Origin of the sequence: Rhodococcus sp. NPDC056960, from assembly GCF_042674125.1 — a bacterium.
Lineage (GTDB): Bacteria > Actinomycetota > Actinomycetes > Mycobacteriales > Mycobacteriaceae > Rhodococcus_F.
Genome location: NZ_JBHURF010000037.1, coordinates 25,591 through 45,236, shown reverse-complemented (window position 1 = coordinate 45,236; position 19,646 = coordinate 25,591). Strand labels below are relative to the sequence as shown.

Genomic DNA, 19,646 nt, shown 5'->3' with positions numbered 1-19,646 from the left:
GGCACAGCGGACTATTGAGCGGTGTATCCACCGTCGACGAGCAGAAGCTGTCCGGTGACGTACGAGGAGCTGTCGCACGCGAGATGCGCGACGGCCGTGGCGATGTCGTCGGGGGTCGCGGTGCGGCCCAGGGGGTGTTGTGCGGCCATCGATGCCCACTGGGCGTCGTCACTGATCTTGTCTGCGGTGAAGCCGACGCGGGCGAAACTGGGACCGACGGCATTGATGCGCATGCCCTGCGGGCCGTATTCGACCGCCGCGGCTTTCGTCAGGCCGAGCACGGCGTGCTTCGACGCCACGTAGGCGCTGATGTTGGGCATCGCGACGGTGCTCATGATCGAGGCGATGTTGACGATGGAACCACCATCGCCGCTCTCGGCGGTCATGGCGTTCAGTTCCGCTTGCATGCAATAGAACACGCTGCTCAGATTGACATCCAGCACTTGCTGCCAGGTGTCGAGAGGATACTGTCCCAGCGGCACCATGTCCCCGCCGATGCCGGCGTTGTTCACCGCGATGTCGAGGCCATTGTGCTCGCTGACCACTGCGTCCACCATGTCGCGGACGGCGCCGGCGTCCGTGAGGTCGACGTGATGGAAGGACGCGACGCCACCTGCTTCCCGAACCTCGGCGGCCGTGGCTTCACCGCTCGCCGGGTCGCGGTCGACGACCGCGATCCGGGCGCCGCCCGCGGCCAGTCGCCTGCTGATGGCCCGGCCGAAGCCGCCGCCCCCGCCCGTGACGAGGGCGGTCTTGCCCTCGAGGTGTGTGATGTTCATGGCGGTGTCCCTCACTCGGTTTCTCCTGCAGTGCGATTGGCCCAGGTCTGATCGAAGGTCCCGGAGCTGATTTCGAGGATCGTGCCGAACGGATCCTCGCAATACACGACCTCCCGGCCGGGAAACAACGTCCACACCTTGCTGCGTTGCTTCCCGCCGTTGTCCGCGATGTGCCGTGCCAGGGACGCGACGTCGGGCCAGGTCAGACACACATGGAATGGGCCCGTCCGCCAGTACTCGACCTCGTCCGGCCGGACGGTGGCGGGGGCGAGGAACTCGAAGAGCTCCATCCCGGTGCCGTCGGCGGTTGCGAGGAAGGCGACACGCAGACTGCCCCAGTCGCTTCCGAAGATATCGCCGAGGACTTCACCGAACGGCTCGTCCTGCTTGTCCACCTGCATGGGCCCGCCGAGGACGGTGAACTGGAGCACCGTGCTGTACCAGTCGACGGCCGCGTCGAGGTCGGGGACGGTGATCCCGATGTGGTTGAACGCCGGCGCGGTCGGCAGCGATGTCGTCATGGTTTTTTTGTTCACTGCAGATCGGTCGATCCGTACGAGTAGTCGACGAGTTGGGTGTTGTGCACGGCGTTGTTGTCCTTCGCCATGTAGTAGTGGAGTCGGGCGTCACCCATCACGGCGAGTTGCCCGTCCTCGGTGTAGCCCCCGATGGGGCCGTCGAACATCGCCAGCATCACGCACCCGGTCTCCGTGGCGAACGGCTCGTGAATCGTGCCGGCGGTCTCGACGGTGAACGAATGCGGTGTGCCAACATCGGGGATCGTCTGGCCGTCGACGACGACGGTGCCGTCGTAGTAGTAGAAGCCGCCCTCGAGGATGTACACCTGCAGGTTTCCGACGTGCCAGTGCGAGGTTGCCTTGATGCCCGCGTCCACCTGCAACAACAGCGTGAACGCCCCGGAGACGAGGTTGCAGTAGAGCAGTTTGTACCGGGTGCCCGGCATCAACCAGTCGGTCCAGTCGGTTTCGTCCATCGTGTGGAACTCGCGCCGGTCGCCCTTGGGGGTGTTACCAGGGCTTGTCATCCAGAACAGGGGGTTCCGGGCGGTGGTGGCAGCGGTGTGGTCGACAGTGGTCATCGAAGGTCTCCTGAACGTGGGATCTGTGTTGTCACGGCAAACATCGGGGCTGTCCGATCGCTGTGACTGGGACCACTGTGCCGCCGTTACCGGCCCAACACCAGGTCGTATCGTGTGCCCGCCGGTAAGTAACACTTATCGATCGAGCGTGGCCGCACCCGTGCGTTGTCCGGGTGCGTTCTTCTGACGCGACATCCCTCAGAATGGGGGGGACCGAGACGACGGAGACAGTGAAGGAGGACGAATGGACATTCATCCCCGCGTCTTGCGGTATTTCCTCACGGTTGCCGAAGAACTCCATTTTCGGCGGGCCGCGGAACGGTTGTTCATCACCAGTCCGGCGCTGAGTCAGCAGATCCGTCACCTCGAGCACGATCTCGGGTTCGAGGTACTGAAGCGGACTTCGCGGTCTGTCGAACTCACCGACAAGGGTGCCGAACTCGTTCCTCACGCGCGCGCTGTCGTCGACGCCAGCGATGCCCTGGCAGCGTGGGCAGCAGGCTCGGATCGCGCAACACCGCGAATTCGTATCGGATTCATGGCAACCGGCGCAGGCGAGCTCACCCAGCGAATCCTCAATGCGGCAGCGATGCATCTGCCGACCCTCGGTATCGAACTCAAACACCTCGACTGGGGTGATCAGACGCGAGCGTTGCTCGAAGACCGGGTCGATGTCGTCTTCACCCGCGAACCCACTCCGCTCGATCAGCTTCGGCACCTCGAGGTGTTGAGCGAACACCGCGTCGTCGTTCTGCCCCGCAGCCATCCCCTGGCAGATCGGAAGACAGTCGCCTTCCACGAAATCGCGCACGAGGTCTTCCTGCCGAGTGCGACCGGGTCGGCGGAGTGGACCGACTACTGGTTGGTGAACCCGCGCCCGGACGGGTCACGCGCTCGCACCGGCCCGGCGATCTCGACCGTCGAGGAGATGCTCGAACAATGCGCCGCCGGCTACGGAATCGCCACCACCGCGGAGTCGGTTCCCCAGTTCTACGCCCACCCCGGCGTTCGCTTCGTCGTCATCGAAGACCTCGCACCCACGCACGTTCTCCTTTGCGCTCGCGCGGACAACACCAACCCCGCCGTGACAGCGTTCGAACAACTCGTGAGCGAGATCGTCGACGCCTGAATCCGCGAGGGGCCTATGGGACGTTACCTGCGGGTTGGTGGAGGGTGGGAGCACCGTCGAAGACATCCGGATCGGCGCACATCCGTGCCCAGCGAAGGGTGATGCGCGCGTATGCGAACTCGCGAAGCATTCTCTGCGCGATGTTTACCCACCGATCTCCGGGGAGGAGTCCGAACAACGCGAGCACGGCGTGGAGAAGGAGTGTCGGCATGTATCAGTTCCACCTTCCGGATCACGAGTGTCGGTCGAGACGGGCGTTCACCCGGAGATCAGAACTCGATCCTCAGTGTCGGGCTGGTCGGCTTCGCCTGGCAGCCGAGGATGTAGCCGTCCGCGACATCGTCGGGATCGAGTGCGTCCGTGACGCCGGGATCAACAGTTCCTTCCACGAGAGTGCAGGCGCAAGAGCCGCATTCGCCTTCGCGGCAGGAGTACGGGGCATCGATTCCGGCGTTGACCATGACGTCGATCAGGGTGGCGTCGGCCGGCCAGGACAGGGTGTGGGTGTCTCCGTCCAGGGTGACGTCTACAGTTGACGACCCTGCACCATCGGTGGCGGTGACCTGTGTGATGGGGGCGAAGGGGTCTCCGTCGAGGGATCGGAATTCTTCGATGTGGATGTGGTGGCGGTCGTAACCGATGCTGGTCAGCGTCTCCTTGACCATGGCCATGAATGGTGCGGGTCCGCAGACGAAGACGGTGCCGTCCTGGCCGGTGTCCGCGAACCGGGTGAGGCTGTCCGGGGTGGGTAGCCCGGTCTCGCTCTCGAGGCGGTGCTCGACGGTGAGCCGGTCCGAAAACTTCTCGGAGAGGTCGGCGAGTTCGGCGTCGAAGATGATCGAATCGCGGTCCCGGTTGGCGTAGTACAGCGACACCCTGCCGGTCGCGGATGCCAGGACGGTCTTGAGGATCGACATCACCGGAGTGATCCCGCTGCCGGCGGCGAAGAGCCGGAAGTCGCCGTCGAGGCTGTGCGGGGTGAACGTGCCCGACGGCGGCAGCACGTGCACGTCGTCGCCTGCGGTGATGTTGTCGCACAGCCAGTTCGAGCCGTATCCGTCGGCGGTGCGTTTGATCGTCATCTTGATGCGGTCATCGGTGCTGGGCGAGCTGGCGATGGAGTAGCAGCGCGCCACCGAACCCGTGCGATCGCTGGGGATCCGGACGGTGAGGAATTGCCCGGGTCGGTACGCGAACCGGGCGGCGAGCTCGGCCGGGACCTCGATGACGAGGGAGGAGGCGTCAGCTGTTTCAGCGATGATTTCGGCAACACGGACTGTGTGCCCGAGGGAATCTGCGGCGACGGAGGTCATGGGTGCGTCTTTCGTTGCAGCTCGAAATGAAGGAGCGGTACCGCATGGCACCGCGTCGGTGACGGAGCGATCAGTGCTCGCCGGCCGGCGTGGCCGGGGGCAATGCCCTGAACCAGACCTCACCGAGGGCGCGGCCGAGTTCGTCGATACGTTCACGTTTGGGGGTGGAGGCGGGCAGACCGACGTGCACGTAGGCCATCTGCTCGGTCATGCAGCCGAGGGATTCGGCGAGCAGATCGAGGTCGGTGTCCCCGATCTCCCCTCGGTCGTGCAATTTCTGCAGCCAGCGGCGGGTGCGGGCGATGAAGTCGTCGCGCAATTGCAGCCACAGTTGCTGAAATCCCTCGTTGGCGCTGGCGGCGGCGGCTTCACGCAGCAGCCGGAGGATGTGCCGGTGCCGAGAGTAGGCGTGCAGATAGGTCCTGTTGACCTCGATCAGCGCCTCTAGTTCCCCGCTGGTGGTCGTCTTGCGGCTGGTGGCCTCGGACAGTTCCTGCAGTCCGGTGTGCATGGCGGCGAGGAACACGTCGTCGAGGTCGGTGAAATGCCGGTAGAAGTTACCCTGCGCAGTCTTGGCCCGGTGAGTGATGTCGGAGACGCGGGTGCGGGTGTAGCCGTATTCGCTGAAGCATTCGATGGCGGCCTGCACGATGCGTTCGCGGGTGAGTTCCCCGCGCTTGTTGGGGCGCTTGGGGGTGGCGGCGCCGGGTTCGACGAGTCCCACGTGGGTGTAGACGTCGTCGAGCGTGCGCGGTGGTATCTGACGCTGCGCGCTCATCCCGGCCTCCTCTCCGTCGCCCCCGTTTGCGAACAAGATATCACTAACATAGGTAATCGCATCGTGCTGACCTCGGGTTATGCCCGTTCCAGGTGCGCTGAGCGCAGAAGGGCGAGCGGGTGATCGGACGCAACGGTGTCGGGCAGGTAGCCGAGCAGTTCGGTGAGGTACTCGTCGACGTCGCCCTCGTCCGGGGTGTGCAGGGCGTCGCCCTCGTACACCGAGCCGGTGGCGCCGTCGACGGTAACCGTGAGCCCGGCCAGCTTCGCGACGGTGCCGGCTCCGGCGCCGACCACGCACGGCAGCCCGATCTCCCGGCACACCAGGGCGGCGTGGGAGGTGGCGCCGCCGAGTTCGGTGACGACCGCGACCGATTCGAACATCGCGGGCACGTCGTCCGGGGCGGTGGACGGGCGAACCAGGACCACCGGTGTTCCGGACGCCGCGAGGTCGAGTGCCTCGTCGATGTCGCTGACGGCCCGGCCGACGGCCACACCGGGGCCGGCGCCCAGTCCGGTGGCCAGGACCGTTCGGTCGGCGTGCACGGCATGGGTGGTCGCCAGGCTCGTGGCTTGTTCGGCCGAGACCCGGGCCACCGCGTCGTCGGCGGTGATGAGGCCCTCGCGGACCAGGTCGACGGCGATCCGGACCGCGGCGCGCGGCGACCGCTTGCCGGCCCGGCATTGCAGCACGTACAACCGTCCGCTTTCGACGGTGAATTCGATGTCGACGAGGTCGTGATGCTCGCGTTCGAGAACCCCGGCGATGCGCTCGAGTTCCGGGTAGACCTCGGGCAGGATCTCACCGACGGTGACGAGCGGGTTCGGGGTCTTCTCCCCGGAGACGACGTCCTCGCCCTGCGCCTTGGCCAGCCATTCGCCGTAGAGGGTGTTCTCGCCGGTGGCCGGGTCCCGGCTGAACATCACTCCGGTCCCGGACTGCTCGTCGCGGTTGCCGAACACCATGGCCTGCACGGTCACCGCGGTTCCGGCTCCGGCGCCGAGGTTGTGGCGGGCGCGGTAGGCCTTGACGCGGTCGTTGGTCCAGGAGTCGAAGACGGCGCCGATCGCCGCGCGCAACTGCTCGAGCGGGTCGCTCGGCGGTGCGGCGCCGGGGGTGCCGACGACGATGGCGGCGTAGCTGTGGCAGAACCGCTCCCACGTGTCGGTGGCCCACTGATGATCATCCGTCTCGGTGGCGAGCGCCTCGCACAGTTCGGGGGTCAGACCGAGGTTGAGGACGGTGTCCATCATGCCGGGCATGGACTGCGCCGCACCGGAGCGGACCGAGACCAGCAGCGGGGACGGGCCCGCACCGAACCGGCGCCCGGTTTCGGCCTCGAGTCCGTGCAGGTGCTCGAGGACCTGCTGCCAGATCTCGTCCGGGAGGCAACGGTCGTTGTCATGGTAGATCGCGCAGACACCGGTGGGCAGCGCGAACGCCGGGGGGACCGGCAGGCGCATCGCCCGCATCTTGTTGACGCTGTAGGCCTTGCCGCCCAACACCTCCCGAGTTCGGGGGAGGGTGCCGTCGAGGGTGATCACGTGCTCGGCCGGGGTGCTGGGGGAGTTCATAGCGTAAGTCCTTCGAAGACGGGAGATTTGGCGGCCGCGCGGGTGGCGAAGAGTCCGCCCTCGACCGGGATGTCGATGCCGTTGAGCCAGGATGCGGCGGGGGAGAGCGCGAAGGCGACGACTGCGGCGATTTCGTGGGGGTAGCCGTGCCTGCCGACGGCGTCGGAGGACCGGGCCATCGCGTCGGCGCCCATGCTGGCGGTGAAATCGGCCAGGATGGGAGTCTCCACCGGCCCCGGGCTGACGGACAACGCGCGGATGCGACGCGCGGTCAGTTTCGCCGACAGCAGTTGCGTCCAGTCGACCAGTGCGCGCTTCGAGGTGTCGTAGGCGGCCGGTCCCTTGACCGGGTGGTCACGAAGCCAGGCGCGCAATTCCGTCCGGTCGAGCACCTGCAGCAATGCGTCGATCGACTCCGGGGATTCGGTGTTGCGGTGCGCGGCAACGGAGGCGACGTTGACGATCGCCGCGCCCGCCGCCATGCGCGGAAGCAGCTGCTCGGTGAGCAGGCGCGGCCCGAGCAGGTTGACCGCCAGCACGGTTTCGGCGGCGGCGGTGCCCGGGACTCCGGCGACGTTCGCCAGCCCGGTGATCTCCTCGGGGAGGGCGGCGACGGCGTCGCTGATGGACCCGGGATCGGACAGGTCGCACAGCAGGGTGCGCACCGAGTCGAGCGGGCAGTCGCGCCGGTCGAGGGCGTAGACCGCGGCCCCGGCCGCGCTCAACTGGTCGGCGAGCGCGAGACCGATGCCCGAGGCCGCGCCGGTGACGACGACATTTCCGTCGAAAGCGTTACTGGTCATGACATTACCGCTGTCACGTCGGTGAACTCCTCGATGCCGAGGTGGCCGAGTTCGCGGCCGTAACCCGAATCCTTGATGCCACCGAAGGGGACTGTGGGCCGGTTGCGGGTGCGGACGCCGTTGATCTTGACCTGGCCGACGTCGAGTCGGCCTGCGACCGTGCGGGCACGTCCGACGTCGGCGGACCACACCTCCGCGGACAGCCCGTACGCGCAGTCGTTGGCGATCCGCACGGCGTCGTCGACGTCGGTGTAGGTCTGCACCGCGAGGACGGGGCCGAAGATCTCCTCGCGGATGGCCCGGGCGTCCTCGGGTAGCCCGGTGACGATGGTGGGATCGACGAAGAACCCGGTCGGGGACACCTCCGAGGGTTTGCCGGTGCCGGTGAGCAGGTGCCCGCCGGCAGCGACGGCGTCACCGATGTAGTCCAGGACGCGGTCACGCTGGCGTGCCGAGACGAGCGGCCCCTGCTTGGTGGCGGGGTCGGCGGGGTCGCCGAGAACATGTTGCGCCACTGCCTCTGTGAGGATTTCGATGGCGTCGCCGGCGAGCGTCTCGGGGAGTAGAAGCCGGGTGGTGGCGTTGCAGGCCTGGCCGGAGTTGACCAGCCCGGACGCGACGACCCCGGTGAGCGCGGACTCGAGGTCCGCGTCCGGCAACACCACCGCGGGCGATTTTCCGCCGAGTTCGAGAGTGCAGCGTGTCAACGTCTGCGCCGCGAGGGACGCGACCGCGCGACCGGCCGGGACGCTACCGGTGAACGAGACGTGTGCGAGCCGGGGGTGCGCGGCGAGGGCGGCCCCGGTGGCCGCACCGGTGCCGGTGACGATGTTGAACACCCCTGGTGGGCAGCCCGCCTCGAGGAACAGCGCGGCGAGCGCGTTCGCGTCGTACGGGGTCATCTCCGACGCCTTGAGTACCACCGTCGATCCGGCCGCGAGCGCAGCGGAGACCTTGGCGACGATCTGGTGAACCGGCATGTTCCACGGGGTGATCGCGGCGACCACACCGCTGCCCCGGCGAACCAGGGTGGCCCCGTCGATGTCCTGCGACCACGGGAAGTCGCGGGCGGTGCGGGCGGTGGCGCGGAGCACGTCGGCGGGAAGCTGTGCCTGGGTGATGCGGGCGAGGGAGATCGGCATCCCCATCTCCCGGCTCACGATGCCTGCGACGGTGTCGCCGTCGCGGGTGAGCAGATCCGCGGTGCGGTCGAGCAGGGCTGCGCGGTCGGTGACGTCGGTGTCCCGCCACGCCGGGTGGGCCGCCGCGGCCGAACGCACGGCGGCGTCGGCGATCTCGGCACCAGCGTCGACGACCTCCCCGATCACGGTCTCGGTGTAAGGGTCGATCACCTCGATCACCGGTCCGTCCGGGACGAACCACTGTCCGTCGATCAGACAACCCGCCCGGTCGAGAGCGTCAGCCACGGCGCTGCTCCAATCGCACGGGAAGGGTCTTGATGCCACGGAAGAAGTTGCTCTGCAACCGCTTCGGGTCCTCGATCACGCTGATGTCGATGCCTCGTTCGACGAGCTTGGTGAAGAACAGCTTCGCCTCGAGGCGGGCGAGGTTGGCGCCGAGGCAGGCATGGTCGCCCCATCCGAAGCCGAGGTGCTCGTTCGGGAACCGGTCGGCGCGAAAAACGTTGGGCTCGTCGAAGACCTGATCGTCCCGATTCGCCGAGCAGAACCACATGACCACCTTGTCTCCGGCCTTGATGGTCTTGCCATGCATCTCCACGTCCCGGGTGGCGGTGCGGCGCATCGACAGCACCGGCGAGACGAAGCGCACCATCTCCTCGATCGCCGTGCGGATCTTGCCGGGATTCTCCCGGAGCATGTCCCACCACTGCGGATTCTCGTGCAGGGCGAGAACTCCGCCGGTGAGCAGGTTGCGGGTGGTCTCGTTTCCGGCAACCATCAGGAGCAGGTAGTAGGCGTCGAGGTAGCCGCGGGCCAGGGGAACACCGTCGAGTTCCGCGGCGGTCAGCACGCTGACCAGATCGTCGGCCGGGCAGGCGCGCCGCTCGGCCTCGAGGGAGCGGAAATAGGCGAACACCTCGTCGCGGGCGCGCACGGCGGTCTCGGGGCCCTCGGAGTAGTCCGGGTCCTCCGAGGCCATCTGGTTGGTCCACCGCAGCAGGTTCGGGCAGTCCTCGAGGGGGGCGCCGAGCAGCCGGCCGATCATCACCAGCGGAAGTTGCGCGGAAATCTTCGCGACCAGATCGATCGGCCCGGCACCGACCGACTGGTCGAGCAGCCCGTCGATCACCGCCTCGATGTCAGGCGTCAGCGTCTTCACCTTGGCCGGGCGCACGTGCGGGGTGACGATCTTGCGCAGCGGCCCGTGCTCGGGTGGGTCGACGTGGTGAATGCTGCGGGCACCTTCGCCTTCGGCGCGGCGGCTCGCGATCTGGGTTCCCTCGGTGACAGTGAAGGTGGCGTGGTCCGAGGCGACGGCTTTGACGTCGGCGTATCGGGTCACGGACCAGAAACCCGGTCCGTTCGGCTCGGCGTTCCAGTGCAGAGGGTCCTCGTCGCGAAGCCTGGCGAAGACCTCGTCGGCGTAGCCGGATTCGAAGGCCCGCAGGTCCATCAGGTCGATACCACTGGTGGTGGTCATTGGATGTCTCCCGTCACGGTCACGTTCGTTTGTGACATAGGTTTCACTAAATCATAGATACACCGATTTGGAAACACCCCTTGTACGACGAGTCGATTCGCTTGTAGCCTGACCTTGATAGTGACGAAACATTCACAAAAAGAGGTCCTGTGTACCCTCCAAGAATCGCCGGCGAACGCCCGGATTCCCTTGCCTTCGTGATGGCCGACTCCGGTTCCTCGCTCACCTACCGGCAGCTCGACGAGCAGTCGAATCAGCTCGCCCACCTGCTGATCTCCCGCGGCGTGAGAGCCGGAGACTCCATCGTCCTGGTGATGGAGAACCGCATCGAATGGCCCGTGATCGTCGCAGCGGGCATGCGGTCGGGTCTGTACGTCACCCCCGTGAATTGGCACCTCACCCCCGACGAACTCGCCGTGCTCCTCGCCGAAGCTGCACCGACTGCCGTGGTCACCAGCGGCGCACTCGCCACCGCGGTCGCCGCCGCCCTTCCGGACGAGCACACCGCGTTGACCCTGTGCACCGATCCCGCTTCGGGCTTCGACCATCTCGCCACCGCGATCGCGGACCAGCCGATCACCCCGATCGCCGACGAACGCTTCGGTGCCCGCGTCCTGTACAGCGGCGGCACCACCGGTCGGCCGAAAGCGTTCCGGCAGAAACTGCTCGACATCCACCCCGCGCAGGCACCGACCCGGCACGCGGGCCTGGTCGAGAAGCTGGGCATCGACGCGGACACGGTGCTGCTTTCGCCCGCGCCGAATTACCACGCCGCACCGTTCACCTTCCAGCTGATGACGCTGGCCGCCGGCGGCACGGTGGTGTGCATGGAACGGTTCGACGCCGCGGCGGCCATGACGGCGATCGCCACCTACGCGGTCACTCACTCACAGTGGGTGCCGACCATGCTGCTCCGCATCCTCGCCCTGCCCGACCGGGACGCCATTGCACTCGCACCCACGCACACCACCGCCGTCACCTCCGGCGCGCCGTGCCCGATCGAGGTCAAGGACCAGATCAACGCATGGTGGGGGCCGGTCCTGCACGAGTACTACGGCGCCTCCGAGGGCTACGGGCACACCTACATCTCCGCCACCGAATCCGCCGACCATCCCGGCTCTGTGGGGCGGCCGCTGAGCGGTACCCGTGTGCACGTCACCGACGACGAGGGAACACCGCTGCCCGCCGGGGAGATCGGCAAGGTGTGGTTCGAACCGCCCACCACTGCCGCCTACAGCAACGCCGGGGACATTCCCGCCACCGCCGCGTGGAAGAGCATGGGCGACCGGGGTTTTCTCGACGAGGACGGGTTCCTTTACCTCGCCGGCCGGGAGAGCTTCATGATCATTTCCGGCGGCGTGAACATCTACCCGGAAGAGATCGAGGCCGCGCTCGTGCGCCATCCGGATGTCGTCGACGCCGCCGTCTTCGGCATCCCGGACCCCGAATTCGGCGAACAGGTCAAGGCGATGGTGGAACTGCGCGATGGGGTGGCCGCCGACGACGTGACCGCTGCGGGCCTCATCGACCACTGCCGTGCCGCCCTGGCCACGTTCAAGGCGCCCCGTTCGGTCGACTTCGTGGACCGGTTGCCACGACTGCCCACGGGCAAACTCAACAAGAAGGCCTTGCGCTCAACGTATCTGGCGAGCTCATGACCGTTACCCGACCCACCGATCGATCCGAACAGGAGCCAGACATGGTTCACACTCGAAACGACCAGCTCACTTTCGATGTCCTGCACTCGCTGCGGGTGAAGGGGCTCGCCAACGACGCCGTCCTCGGCGCCCTGTCCGGTGTGCCCGTCGAGGACCTGTCCGCAGCCCTCGACCCACTCGTCGAGCAGGGCCTCGTGGTGCGGAGGGAAGGGCGGATGCCGGGAGCGATGCTGACTCCCGCCGGCAAGACCGAGCATCTGCGGTTGCTCGCGCAGGACCCGGCCACCACCGGCGCGGCCACGGCACTGAACGCCTTCTACGACCGATTCCTGCCCATCAACTCCGACTTCAAGAAGGTCTGTCAGCGCTGGCAGATGCGCAGCGAGGACACCCCTAACGATCACAGCGACCCCAGCTACGACGCAGGCGTCGTCGATCAACTCGCGCAGACCGACGAGCAGCTGCAGGTCCCTCTCCGGGAGCTGGCCGACACGCTGCCGCGGTTCGGCCGCTACCTGCCCCGCCTGTCCGCGGCCCTGGGCCGGGTTCGCGCCGGTGATAACGCCTCGTTCGCACGGCCGATGTACGACAGCTTCCACGACATCTGGATGGAATTGCACGAAGACCTCATCCTCAGCACCGGACGCACCCGGGGTGCCGCCGACGAAGGCTGAGCACCCACAAGGAAAGGGTCGGGCCGGTCATCGACCGGCCCGACCCTTTCCCGTGGGCGTGCTGAATGGCACCGCCGGTTGGTGGGTCTGTTCAGGAATCGGCGCCCGCGGCCGGGAGCGGCAGGCAACCCTCGACGTGCGTCGCGACGTCGGAGCCTTCCGAGTTCGCCACCACTGCCGAGATCGCGCTGATCGACACGTAGCCGTCCCGTACGAGGGCCGAGTCGGTTCCGGTGCCGAGTCGCTCGGTGTTGGCAAAGCGCAACAGCCGCACAGTATCCGGGGTCTTGTCGAAGGTCAGGCCCAGCAGACCGCGCGGTGCCAGCGGCGCCATCCGGACACCCTTGACGTCGCTGATGTCCATATCGGGGACGTTGACGTTCAGTACGGCCCGCCGGGGGCTGTGGGCGAGCATCCACTGCGCGGCGGATATCGCGATCACGGCGGCGGTGTCGAAGCGGTGGTCGGGCGGGAACCCGCAGCTGACGGCGAGGCCGCGGACACCCAGTGTCGACGCGGTCAGCGCGGCCGCCACCGTGCTCGAGTTCAGAATCATCCGGCCGGTGTTCGGTCCCGGATTGATGCCGCTGACCACGAGGTCCGGTGGGGCGCCGAACACGCCCGCGCAGGCCGCGAATACCGCAAAGGCGGGCGGGGAGTCGAAACTGAATGCGGGCACCCCCGGCAGATGCTCGAACCGGCGTTTCTCGTAGGCGATCTCCGCACCGTGTTCGAGGGTGCCCAGCGACGAACCGCTGCCGCTGCACTCGCCGTGCGGGGCGGCGATGGTGATCTCGTAGCCCTCGGCTGCCAGGGCCGTTGCGACCGCGTGTAGGCCGGGGGCGTCGATGCCGTCGTCGTTGGTGATCAAAATGCGCATGTGGGCGCTCTCCTTACCCGCCGACCTCCGCAATCAGACGCCAGCTCAGACCTCGTATCCAAAGATTGTGACTTAGCATTCACACTTTTGTCTACCGCCGGCTCCGGTGGAATCGTCGACTCCCGACGTGGATCTGAGGCCTGGGCAGCCCCGCTCGAAGCCTTCTGAACCCCTAATGTCGTGCACGTTTCTCGGAAATTCGGCAAGAAATAGGATGGGCAGGGGCTTCTTGCGTTGCGCAGAGAATCGCCACGCGGTTCGTCGGATGCCTTGACAGGGTGACGCCACTCACATAAGAATGTGAATTTATAGTCGCTAACACGAGTGGTGACGTGCATCGTTCGGGCATGAGCCCGGCACCTCCCAACACTTCTGTCTGGAAGAAGGCATCGCATGGCTGAGTGGCCCATCAACGACACCGTGTCGAAGATGTTTCCCCTGTATTCCCGCGCGAACGTCGGCGAAATCTTTCCCGACCCGATCAGCCCGTTGAACGCCTCGGCAGGGTTCCAGCACAATCTCGAGCCCGGCTGGCGGGACGCCTTCGTCGCGTGCAAGGTCTGGGATCACGACCTCTACGACGCCACCGTCGAGAAGAACATCCTCCCGGCCTTCGGCAGCTACCTGTACATCAACATGTCGCTGATGCGGCTGTTCGGCGTCCGCGTGCCGGGGATGTCACCCGAGGCGGTCGACCTGCAGTACTTCGGCGATATGCCCGGCATCCCCAGCTACGAGAGCGAGAAACGCGACTTCGACGAGAACCCCGCGTTCGAGGCCCGCGCCGGCGCATGGTTGGTCGAGGAGGTCATCGGGGCCACCGGGCTCCCCGAGTACGACGCCGACCGGGAGGACGTGCTTCGCATCCGCGCCAACCGGCCGGACATGGCCACGCTCACCGATCAGCAGCTGCGCGGGCGGATTACGTCGTTCGACTACATCCTGCGGCCGCTGTTCCAGCACCACATCGAGGCCAGCCTCAAGTCCGGAGTGGGCCTGGGTGCCGTTGCACAGATCGCCGCCGAGGTCGGCCGGCCTGAACTGGCCTTGACCCTGGTCGGCGGCATCGGCGACGTCGACTCCACCGGACCGTCCAAGCGGATGTGGACCCTCAGTCGCGCTGCCCAGGATCCCGCCGTGGCCGCCCTGTTCGACGCCGGCGTCACCGGCCTCTACGACCGCCTGACAGCGAGCACCGAGCCCACCGTCGCGCAGTTCCGCGCGGATCTCGACGCCTTCCTGTCCGATTGGGACTTCCGAGGACCGGCCGAATGGGAGATCCGCGCCCTGACGTGGGGAGTCAAGCCGGAACTGGCGGTTGCCACCATCGACCGCATGCGGCAGGTCGGCGAAAACGAGGCGCCGGAAGGCAAGGGCGCCATCCGAAGTGCGGAACGCGAAGCCGCCGCTGTCGCGGTCCGCGAACTCCTCGCCGGAGATCCCGAGACCTCCGCCCAATTCGAGGCCATCCTCGCCGCCGCAGCGCTCTGGCTACGCGGTCGTGAACGCGCCCGCACCACTGCTGCCATGGTGATCCACGAAATCCGTCTTCCGGCACGAGAACTCGGCCGCCGCGGTGTCGAGGCAGGAGCGCTCGACAGCGTCGAGCAGATCTTCATGCTCTTCGCCGATGAACTCGACGCCTACCTCGCCGACCCTGCAGCGTTCACCGACACCCTGCGCGCACGGGAGAAGAGCTACCTCGAACTGTTCGACATCAAGCCCCCGTTCGTGGTGTCCGAGGAAGTGCCCCCGCTCGAGAGCTGGGCGCTGCGCACCGGCGCCGCCGACGCCGCTCTGGTTGCGGGCGAGTCGATCGTCGGTGTGTCCGGCTGTACCGGTACCGCGCGGGGCGTCGCCCGAGTCCTGACCGATCCGGACGACCCGTCGGCTCTCGAACCTGGAGAAATCCTCATCGCCCCGATCACCGACCCGTCCTGGACCCCGCTGTTCGTCGCCGCGTCCGCGGTTGTCGTCGACGTCGGAGCCCCATTCTCGCACGCGGCCATCGTCAGTCGTGAAATCGGTATTCCGTGCATCGTCTCGGCTACCGACGCGACCAAGCGCATCCCCAACGGCGCCGAGATCGAGGTCGACGGCGCCACCGGCGTCGTCACATGCCTTCGGCCTGTGAGTACTTATTAACCACGGGCGGTTAATAAGTACTCACGGCCGGAGTGACCCGCGGCCAGTGAACTCGGCCGCGGATTGGCGCCGCAACTCGCGGCGTTCGGACTGCCGCCGGTCACCACCGCTCAGCTGGAAGATTTCGTCGCCCTGATGCGACGTTGTGGCGGGGCGGGCCCGTCATCGCGTGTGCCTTCCCCTCACCCGGAGGGAATAATCAAGGTTCCTTAGGGGGTATTTCCGACGGCATTTGTAGCGTCGATCACATCGCGATGTTTACGGTCGCCTTGACCAGATCTTGCGCCGCGAAATTGAGGAGCCGTTGTGATCACCGCTGCTGATGTGGATTACCACCCGAGTGAGCCGTCGGCTCGTACCTGGGCTGAGACCATTGTGTTGGTCTTTTCAGTTCCGGAGGCCGGAATCCTCGGCAACGCTTACGTTCTGTCTCGGCCGAATGTCGGGGCCACCATCTCGTCGGTGGTCGTGCATTCCGGGCTCTGCACGCAGCCCTACGAGATCGATTTCACGGACCCGCAGATGCATGTGCCGGCCCCGGAGGTGTTCTCGAAGTTCACGCTGGAGAGCGGGCTGAGTCTCGAGGCGACGAACGCACCCCGCGATTTCCATGTCTCGTACGAAAATGCACTGGGGGCATGTCGATTCGACCTCCAGTTCCAAGGTCTGCATGAACCTTTCGACGTTCACGACGCCACGCAGAACCCGCTCGTAGCCGGTGCCGACGGCCCCATCGACACCGGGCTCGGTGACGTGTGGGCGAATGGGCACTACGACATGATCGGGCACGTGACCGGCACCCTGGAACTACGGGGCAGGGAGTACCAGGTCGATTGCTTCGACGGCATGGACCGCAGTTGGGGGCCCCGCGCGGAGCTCGGACACAGTGGCGCCGCCTGGATCCACGTGACGCTCGGCCCCGACTTCGGACTGCACCTGGGGATGGCCCTGGGCATCCGGAACGGCGAGGTGATCTACGAGGGTCTGCGCTTCGGCTATGTCGTCGAGGACGGTGAAGGCTTCGGGATCACCCACGCGACCGTCGAGGCGTCCCGAGTCGACCTGATCGCTGTCAACAATCACATCACCGCGGTCGACGTCCGTGGCAAGAAGCACGAATTCTTCGGTACCGCCGTCGGTGGTGCACCGTGGTACAGCTTCAGTCCCGCCTACGTCAGTTGCCAGAGTCTGTTCCGTTACCAGGTCGGCAACCGGGTCGGGTACGCCGAGGCGACGGACGTGCTGGGACTGGAGTTTCTCGCCGAGCGACTGTCGAGTCATGGCCGGCTGCGCGCCGGGGCCCGTCTCTGACGGTCCTGGTTTTCTCCGACGACGAAAGGCCGGCAATTCCATGCCACGAACAATCACGGCCGCGGTGATCACCGAACCCGGCGGTCAATTCATTACCCACCATGTCGAACTCGTCGATCCCGGCCCCGACGAGGTGGTCGTCGAGATACGGGGCGTGGGTGTGTGCCACACCGATATCGCCGCCCGCGACGGACTCTTCGGCCTGTCATATCCGATGGTTCTCGGGCACGAGGGCAGCGGGGTCGTGGTCGAGGTCGGCGTAGGAGTGACGACCGTACAGCCCGGCGATCACGTCGCGCTGTCGTTCGCCTCGTGCGGGAAGTGTGGCCCGTGCGACGACGGCCACTCCGCCTATTGCCTGGAGTTCGCGGCGCGAAACTACGGCGGTGGCCTCGAGGCGGACGGCACCAGCTCGATCAGCCTGAGAGGCGCCCCTGTGACCGCGGCGTTCTTCGGCCAGTCGTCGTTCGCGTCCCACGCACTGGTCTCCGAACGCAATGTCGTCAAGGTCGACGGGGATGTGCCGGTGGAACTCATCGGCCCGCTCGGCTGCGGTATTCAGACCGGTGCCGGTGCGGTGTTCAACAGCCTCGACTGCACGGAAGGCGAGTCGCTGCTGGTTCTCGGTGCCGGACCGGTGGGGCTGTCCGCCGTGATGGCGGCGAAAGTGCGTGGCTGCGAATCGATTATCGTCTCGGATCCGGATCGGCGCCGCCGTACGCTCGCCGCCGATCTGGGTGCCACCGCGACGCTGGATCCGGGCGATGGACCGCTGGTCGACCAAGTGCATGCCGCGGTACCTGCGGGTGTGGACTACGCATTCGACACGACGGGACTCCCGGCCGTCATGGCGGAGGCCGTCGGCGCTCTCGCTCCACTCGGCACACTCGGTTTCGTCGGTGTCCCGCACGACATGGCGGCCACGCTCGCGCTGCCTCTCGTGCCGGCGATGGTGGCAGGGCTGACCGTCCGGGGCATCACGGAGGGGGACAGCGATCCTCGCACGTTCATCCCCTACCTGCTCGACCTCTATCGGGCCGGAAGATTCCCCTTCGACCGGCTCGTCGGCACGTTCCCGTTCGCCGACATCGAGGCTGCGGTACAGGCACAGTTGCGTGGCGAAGTCGCAAAAGTGGTCCTGATCCAGGACGGCGCCGACCCCACACCCGACTCGAACGGAGAATGATTCATGGTGATGACAACGGCCACCACCCGCGGGGCCGCGCGAGTGGAGCCCACTATCGACGCAGTATTGCGTCGCAAGATGCAACGGCGGGGGGCCATGATCCATGAGCAGCCCGCAATCGGCGCGGTGTCGGAACGACTGCGGGAGTTCCTCTCCCAGCGGATCGACGGAGAATTCCTCGTCGAGGGCATCGGCCGACTTGCGGGCGGTGCGTCGAAGGAGCAGTTCGTCTTCGACCTGGACTGGGTGCGGAACGGGCAGCGCAGGCAGGACCGCATGGTGTTGCGGATGGATCCGCCGGGGTCGATGGTCGAGACCCCGCGGCTGCGCGAGTTCGAAGTACTGAAGATGCTCGACGGTGTGGTCCCCGTGCCGCGCGTGTTCTGGGCGACCGAGGACCCCGCGGAACTCGGTGCCCCGTCCATGATCTGCGGCTACGTCCCGGGATCGGCGAGCGCGAAGGCTGCCGGGAAGACGGCGTCGGGGCTCGGAACCGTGTACGGCGCGGCGCTGCGTCCGGTTCTGGGACCCCAGTTCGTGCGTCATCTCGCCGAACTGCACCGGTTCGATTGGACTCCCCACGATCTCCCGTCGTTCGAACGTCCGCGGGCCGGGACGACCGACGCGATCGATTGGAGACTGGCGGCCACCGACCGCGCCTGGCAGGAAGACTCGTTCGAGGCGCATCCGGTGATTGCCCTGACCCAGCAGTGGTTGTGGGAACGACGTCCGCCGGTCGATCACGTGTCGGTGATTCACGGCGACTATCGCAACGGCAACTTCCTGTTCGACGAGGATGACGGGACGATCACCGCCTTGCTGGACTGGGAACTGACGTATCTGGGCGACCGACACCACGATCTCGCCTACGCGATGATGGAGGGATGGGGGGAGCACGACCCGGCGACGGGACAGTTCTACTGCTCGGCGTTGGTGTCGCGTGACGACATGATCGAGGAGTACGAGAAGGTGTCGGGTCTGCCGGTGGATCCGGCGCGACTCGAGTACTACACGGTCCTCAACATGTACTGGGCGGCGGTTGCTCTGGTCGGTACGGGGCCGCGAAACGCGGCCGAACGCCTGACTCACCTGGATTCGATGCAGACATTTCTCGGCGGACTCGGCGCCTTCTATCTCGACCAGTTGCTCGCAATTGTCGGCAAGGACTAGGAGTTTCCCATGATTCCCACTGTGGCACAGCAGATCAGCGCTGTTCGCAACACGATCGGCAAGTCGGTGTTACCCGCTCTCGATCCGAACGATTCGTTTGCGGCCGAGCAGGCCGGACTCGTACTCGCCTGCCTGGATTGGGTACTGGACGTGCAGGCGTTCGAATACCCGTACGAGGTCGCCGAGCACGCAGACGCTCGGCACACCCTCACGGCCCTCACGGAACTGGACTCCGAGTTCGCCAGCGAGTGCCGCGCGCTGCTCGACGAGACGGCCTCTCCCGCGACGAACCCCCTGGAATTGCGGCAACAGGTGCGTGACCTGAAGGAGCTCGTCGCGCGCGGGTATCGGGACCTCGCCGCTGCCCAAGGGCTCGGCGCCGAATCGGCTCGTCGCATCGTGGCCGAGGCCGCAGCCCGGCAGACCGAGCGGGAACTCGCGTGGTGCCGTATGACGGGTTTCCCCCAGGGTGACGTGCCGAACGTCGGCGATGTACTGAGAGCCCAGCGACGCGAATGACATGGA

18 protein-coding genes are annotated in these 19,646 nt (G+C 66.5%); 8 read left to right on the top strand and 10 right to left on the bottom strand.

All coding sequences use genetic code 11. The annotated features are described in order from the left end of the window. Window positions 1–11: 11 nt before the first annotated feature. The 3 genes from ACFTWF_RS39395 to ACFTWF_RS39385 are packed head-to-tail and all read right to left on the bottom strand — an operon-like array spanning window position 12 to window position 1,878. Window positions 12–779, bottom strand: a complete 768-nt coding sequence (locus ACFTWF_RS39395) for an SDR family NAD(P)-dependent oxidoreductase (protein ID WP_378466497.1) — start codon at window positions 777–779, stop codon at window positions 12–14. 11 nt (window positions 780–790) lie between these two features. Then, window positions 791–1,300 carry a VOC family protein gene (locus ACFTWF_RS39390; RefSeq protein WP_378466496.1) on the bottom strand — a complete coding sequence of 170 codons (510 nt, stop codon included), beginning with the start codon at window positions 1,298–1,300 and terminating at the stop codon, window positions 791–793. Between the two features lie 11 nt (window positions 1,301–1,311). Continuing rightward, window positions 1,312–1,878, bottom strand: a complete 567-nt coding sequence (locus ACFTWF_RS39385; protein WP_378466495.1) for a cupin domain-containing protein — start codon at window positions 1,876–1,878, stop codon at window positions 1,312–1,314. A 244-nt stretch (window positions 1,879–2,122) separates the two neighbouring features. Here ACFTWF_RS39385 and ACFTWF_RS39380 point away from each other — a divergent pair, with 244 nt between their 5' ends. Beyond that, window positions 2,123–3,007, top strand: coding sequence for a LysR family transcriptional regulator (locus tag ACFTWF_RS39380; RefSeq protein ID WP_378466494.1), 885 nt, complete (start codon window positions 2,123–2,125; stop codon window positions 3,005–3,007). Between the two features lie 269 nt (window positions 3,008–3,276). Here the strand turns inward: ACFTWF_RS39380 and ACFTWF_RS39375 are convergent, their stop codons facing one another. The 6 genes from ACFTWF_RS39375 to ACFTWF_RS39350 all read right to left on the bottom strand — a co-directional run bounded on the left by ACFTWF_RS39375 (window position 3,277) and on the right by ACFTWF_RS39350 (window position 10,097). Continuing rightward, window positions 3,277–4,320, bottom strand: a complete 1,044-nt coding sequence (locus ACFTWF_RS39375) for a 2Fe-2S iron-sulfur cluster-binding protein (protein WP_378466493.1) — start codon at window positions 4,318–4,320, stop codon at window positions 3,277–3,279. Window positions 4,321–4,390: 70 nt separating this feature from the next. Then, window positions 4,391–5,098, bottom strand: a complete 708-nt coding sequence (locus ACFTWF_RS39370) for a TetR/AcrR family transcriptional regulator (RefSeq protein WP_378466492.1) — start codon at window positions 5,096–5,098, stop codon at window positions 4,391–4,393. A 77-nt stretch (window positions 5,099–5,175) separates the two neighbouring features. Continuing rightward, window positions 5,176–6,672 carry a pyruvate, phosphate dikinase gene (locus ACFTWF_RS39365; RefSeq protein WP_378466491.1) on the bottom strand — a complete coding sequence of 499 codons (1,497 nt, stop codon included), beginning with the start codon at window positions 6,670–6,672 and terminating at the stop codon, window positions 5,176–5,178. Further along, the gene (locus ACFTWF_RS39360; protein WP_378466490.1) at window positions 6,669–7,475 is read right to left on the bottom strand and encodes a coniferyl-alcohol dehydrogenase; all 807 of its coding nucleotides are present in this window, start codon (window positions 7,473–7,475) and stop codon (window positions 6,669–6,671) included. The genes ACFTWF_RS39365 and ACFTWF_RS39360 overlap by 4 nt, the downstream gene beginning before the upstream one ends. After that, the gene (locus tag ACFTWF_RS39355) at window positions 7,472–8,902 is read right to left on the bottom strand and encodes an aldehyde dehydrogenase family protein (RefSeq protein WP_378466489.1); all 1,431 of its coding nucleotides are present in this window, start codon (window positions 8,900–8,902) and stop codon (window positions 7,472–7,474) included. Before ACFTWF_RS39355 ends, ACFTWF_RS39360 begins: the two co-directional genes overlap by 4 nt. Then, window positions 8,895–10,097 carry a cytochrome P450 gene (locus tag ACFTWF_RS39350; protein WP_378466488.1) on the bottom strand — a complete coding sequence of 401 codons (1,203 nt, stop codon included), beginning with the start codon at window positions 10,095–10,097 and terminating at the stop codon, window positions 8,895–8,897. The genes ACFTWF_RS39355 and ACFTWF_RS39350 overlap by 8 nt, the downstream gene beginning before the upstream one ends. A 149-nt stretch (window positions 10,098–10,246) precedes the next feature. Between ACFTWF_RS39350 and ACFTWF_RS39345 the strand changes: the two genes are divergently transcribed. Together ACFTWF_RS39345 and ACFTWF_RS39340 are read left to right on the top strand one after the other, a co-directional pair. Beyond that, window positions 10,247–11,755, top strand: coding sequence for an AMP-binding protein (locus tag ACFTWF_RS39345; protein WP_378466487.1), 1,509 nt, complete (start codon window positions 10,247–10,249; stop codon window positions 11,753–11,755). Window positions 11,756–11,796: 41 nt separating this feature from the next. Beyond that, a complete protein-coding gene (locus tag ACFTWF_RS39340) occupies window positions 11,797–12,429 on the top strand; it encodes a MarR family transcriptional regulator (protein ID WP_378466486.1) in 633 nt (210 codons plus the stop codon). A gap of 91 nt (window positions 12,430–12,520) precedes the next feature. On the opposite strand, the gene surE is transcribed toward ACFTWF_RS39340, so the two are convergent. Further along, entirely contained in the window at window positions 12,521–13,309 is a 789-nt protein-coding gene (gene surE / locus ACFTWF_RS39335) for a 5'/3'-nucleotidase SurE (RefSeq protein WP_378466485.1), read from the bottom strand. Between the two features lie 393 nt (window positions 13,310–13,702). Between surE and ACFTWF_RS39330 the strand changes: the two genes are divergently transcribed. The 5 genes from ACFTWF_RS39330 to ACFTWF_RS39310 all read left to right on the top strand — a co-directional run bounded on the left by ACFTWF_RS39330 (window position 13,703) and on the right by ACFTWF_RS39310 (window position 19,640). After that, window positions 13,703–15,454: a PEP-utilizing enzyme gene (locus tag ACFTWF_RS39330; protein WP_378466484.1), complete on the top strand. Its 1,752-nt coding sequence runs from the start codon at window positions 13,703–13,705 to the stop codon at window positions 15,452–15,454. Between the two features lie 375 nt (window positions 15,455–15,829). After that, window positions 15,830–16,765 (top strand): hypothetical protein, encoded by a 936-nt coding sequence (locus tag ACFTWF_RS39325; RefSeq protein ID WP_378466483.1) that lies wholly within the window; start codon window positions 15,830–15,832, stop codon window positions 16,763–16,765. A gap of 40 nt (window positions 16,766–16,805) precedes the next feature. Next, window positions 16,806–17,951 carry an NAD(P)-dependent alcohol dehydrogenase gene (locus ACFTWF_RS39320; protein WP_378466482.1) on the top strand — a complete coding sequence of 382 codons (1,146 nt, stop codon included), beginning with the start codon at window positions 16,806–16,808 and terminating at the stop codon, window positions 17,949–17,951. 3 nt (window positions 17,952–17,954) lie between these two features. After that, window positions 17,955–19,121 carry a phosphotransferase family protein gene (locus ACFTWF_RS39315; RefSeq protein ID WP_378466481.1) on the top strand — a complete coding sequence of 389 codons (1,167 nt, stop codon included), beginning with the start codon at window positions 17,955–17,957 and terminating at the stop codon, window positions 19,119–19,121. A 9-nt stretch (window positions 19,122–19,130) separates the two neighbouring features. Continuing rightward, window positions 19,131–19,640, top strand: coding sequence for a hypothetical protein (locus tag ACFTWF_RS39310; RefSeq protein WP_378466480.1), 510 nt, complete (start codon window positions 19,131–19,133; stop codon window positions 19,638–19,640). Window positions 19,641–19,646: the final 6 nt, after the last annotated feature.

What these genes read in the sequence shown, in the direction of transcription:
- ACFTWF_RS39395 (WP_378466497.1), bottom strand. Translation starts at nt 779, where the DNA reads ATGAACATCACACACCTCGAGGGCAAGACCGCCCTCGTCACGGGCGGG.
- ACFTWF_RS39390 (WP_378466496.1), bottom strand. Translation starts at nt 1,300, where the DNA reads ATGACGACATCGCTGCCGACCGCGCCGGCGTTCAACCACATCGGGATC.
- ACFTWF_RS39385 (WP_378466495.1), bottom strand. Translation starts at nt 1,878, where the DNA reads ATGACCACTGTCGACCACACCGCTGCCACCACCGCCCGGAACCCCCTG.
- ACFTWF_RS39380 (WP_378466494.1), top strand. Translation starts at nt 2,123, where the DNA reads ATGGACATTCATCCCCGCGTCTTGCGGTATTTCCTCACGGTTGCCGAA.
- ACFTWF_RS39375 (WP_378466493.1), bottom strand. Translation starts at nt 4,320, where the DNA reads ATGACCTCCGTCGCCGCAGATTCCCTCGGGCACACAGTCCGTGTTGCC.
- ACFTWF_RS39370 (WP_378466492.1), bottom strand. Translation starts at nt 5,098, where the DNA reads ATGAGCGCGCAGCGTCAGATACCACCGCGCACGCTCGACGACGTCTAC.
- ACFTWF_RS39365 (WP_378466491.1), bottom strand. Translation starts at nt 6,672, where the DNA reads ATGAACTCCCCCAGCACCCCGGCCGAGCACGTGATCACCCTCGACGGC.
- ACFTWF_RS39360 (WP_378466490.1), bottom strand. Translation starts at nt 7,475, where the DNA reads ATGACCAGTAACGCTTTCGACGGAAATGTCGTCGTCACCGGCGCGGCC.
- ACFTWF_RS39350 (WP_378466488.1), bottom strand. Translation starts at nt 10,097, where the DNA reads ATGACCACCACCAGTGGTATCGACCTGATGGACCTGCGGGCCTTCGAA.
- ACFTWF_RS39340 (WP_378466486.1), top strand. Translation starts at nt 11,797, where the DNA reads ATGGTTCACACTCGAAACGACCAGCTCACTTTCGATGTCCTGCACTCG.
- surE (WP_378466485.1), bottom strand. Translation starts at nt 13,309, where the DNA reads ATGCGCATTTTGATCACCAACGACGACGGCATCGACGCCCCCGGCCTA.
- ACFTWF_RS39330 (WP_378466484.1), top strand. Translation starts at nt 13,703, where the DNA reads ATGGCTGAGTGGCCCATCAACGACACCGTGTCGAAGATGTTTCCCCTG.
- ACFTWF_RS39320 (WP_378466482.1), top strand. Translation starts at nt 16,806, where the DNA reads ATGCCACGAACAATCACGGCCGCGGTGATCACCGAACCCGGCGGTCAA.
- ACFTWF_RS39315 (WP_378466481.1), top strand. Translation starts at nt 17,955, where the DNA reads ATGGTGATGACAACGGCCACCACCCGCGGGGCCGCGCGAGTGGAGCCC.
- ACFTWF_RS39310 (WP_378466480.1), top strand. Translation starts at nt 19,131, where the DNA reads ATGATTCCCACTGTGGCACAGCAGATCAGCGCTGTTCGCAACACGATC.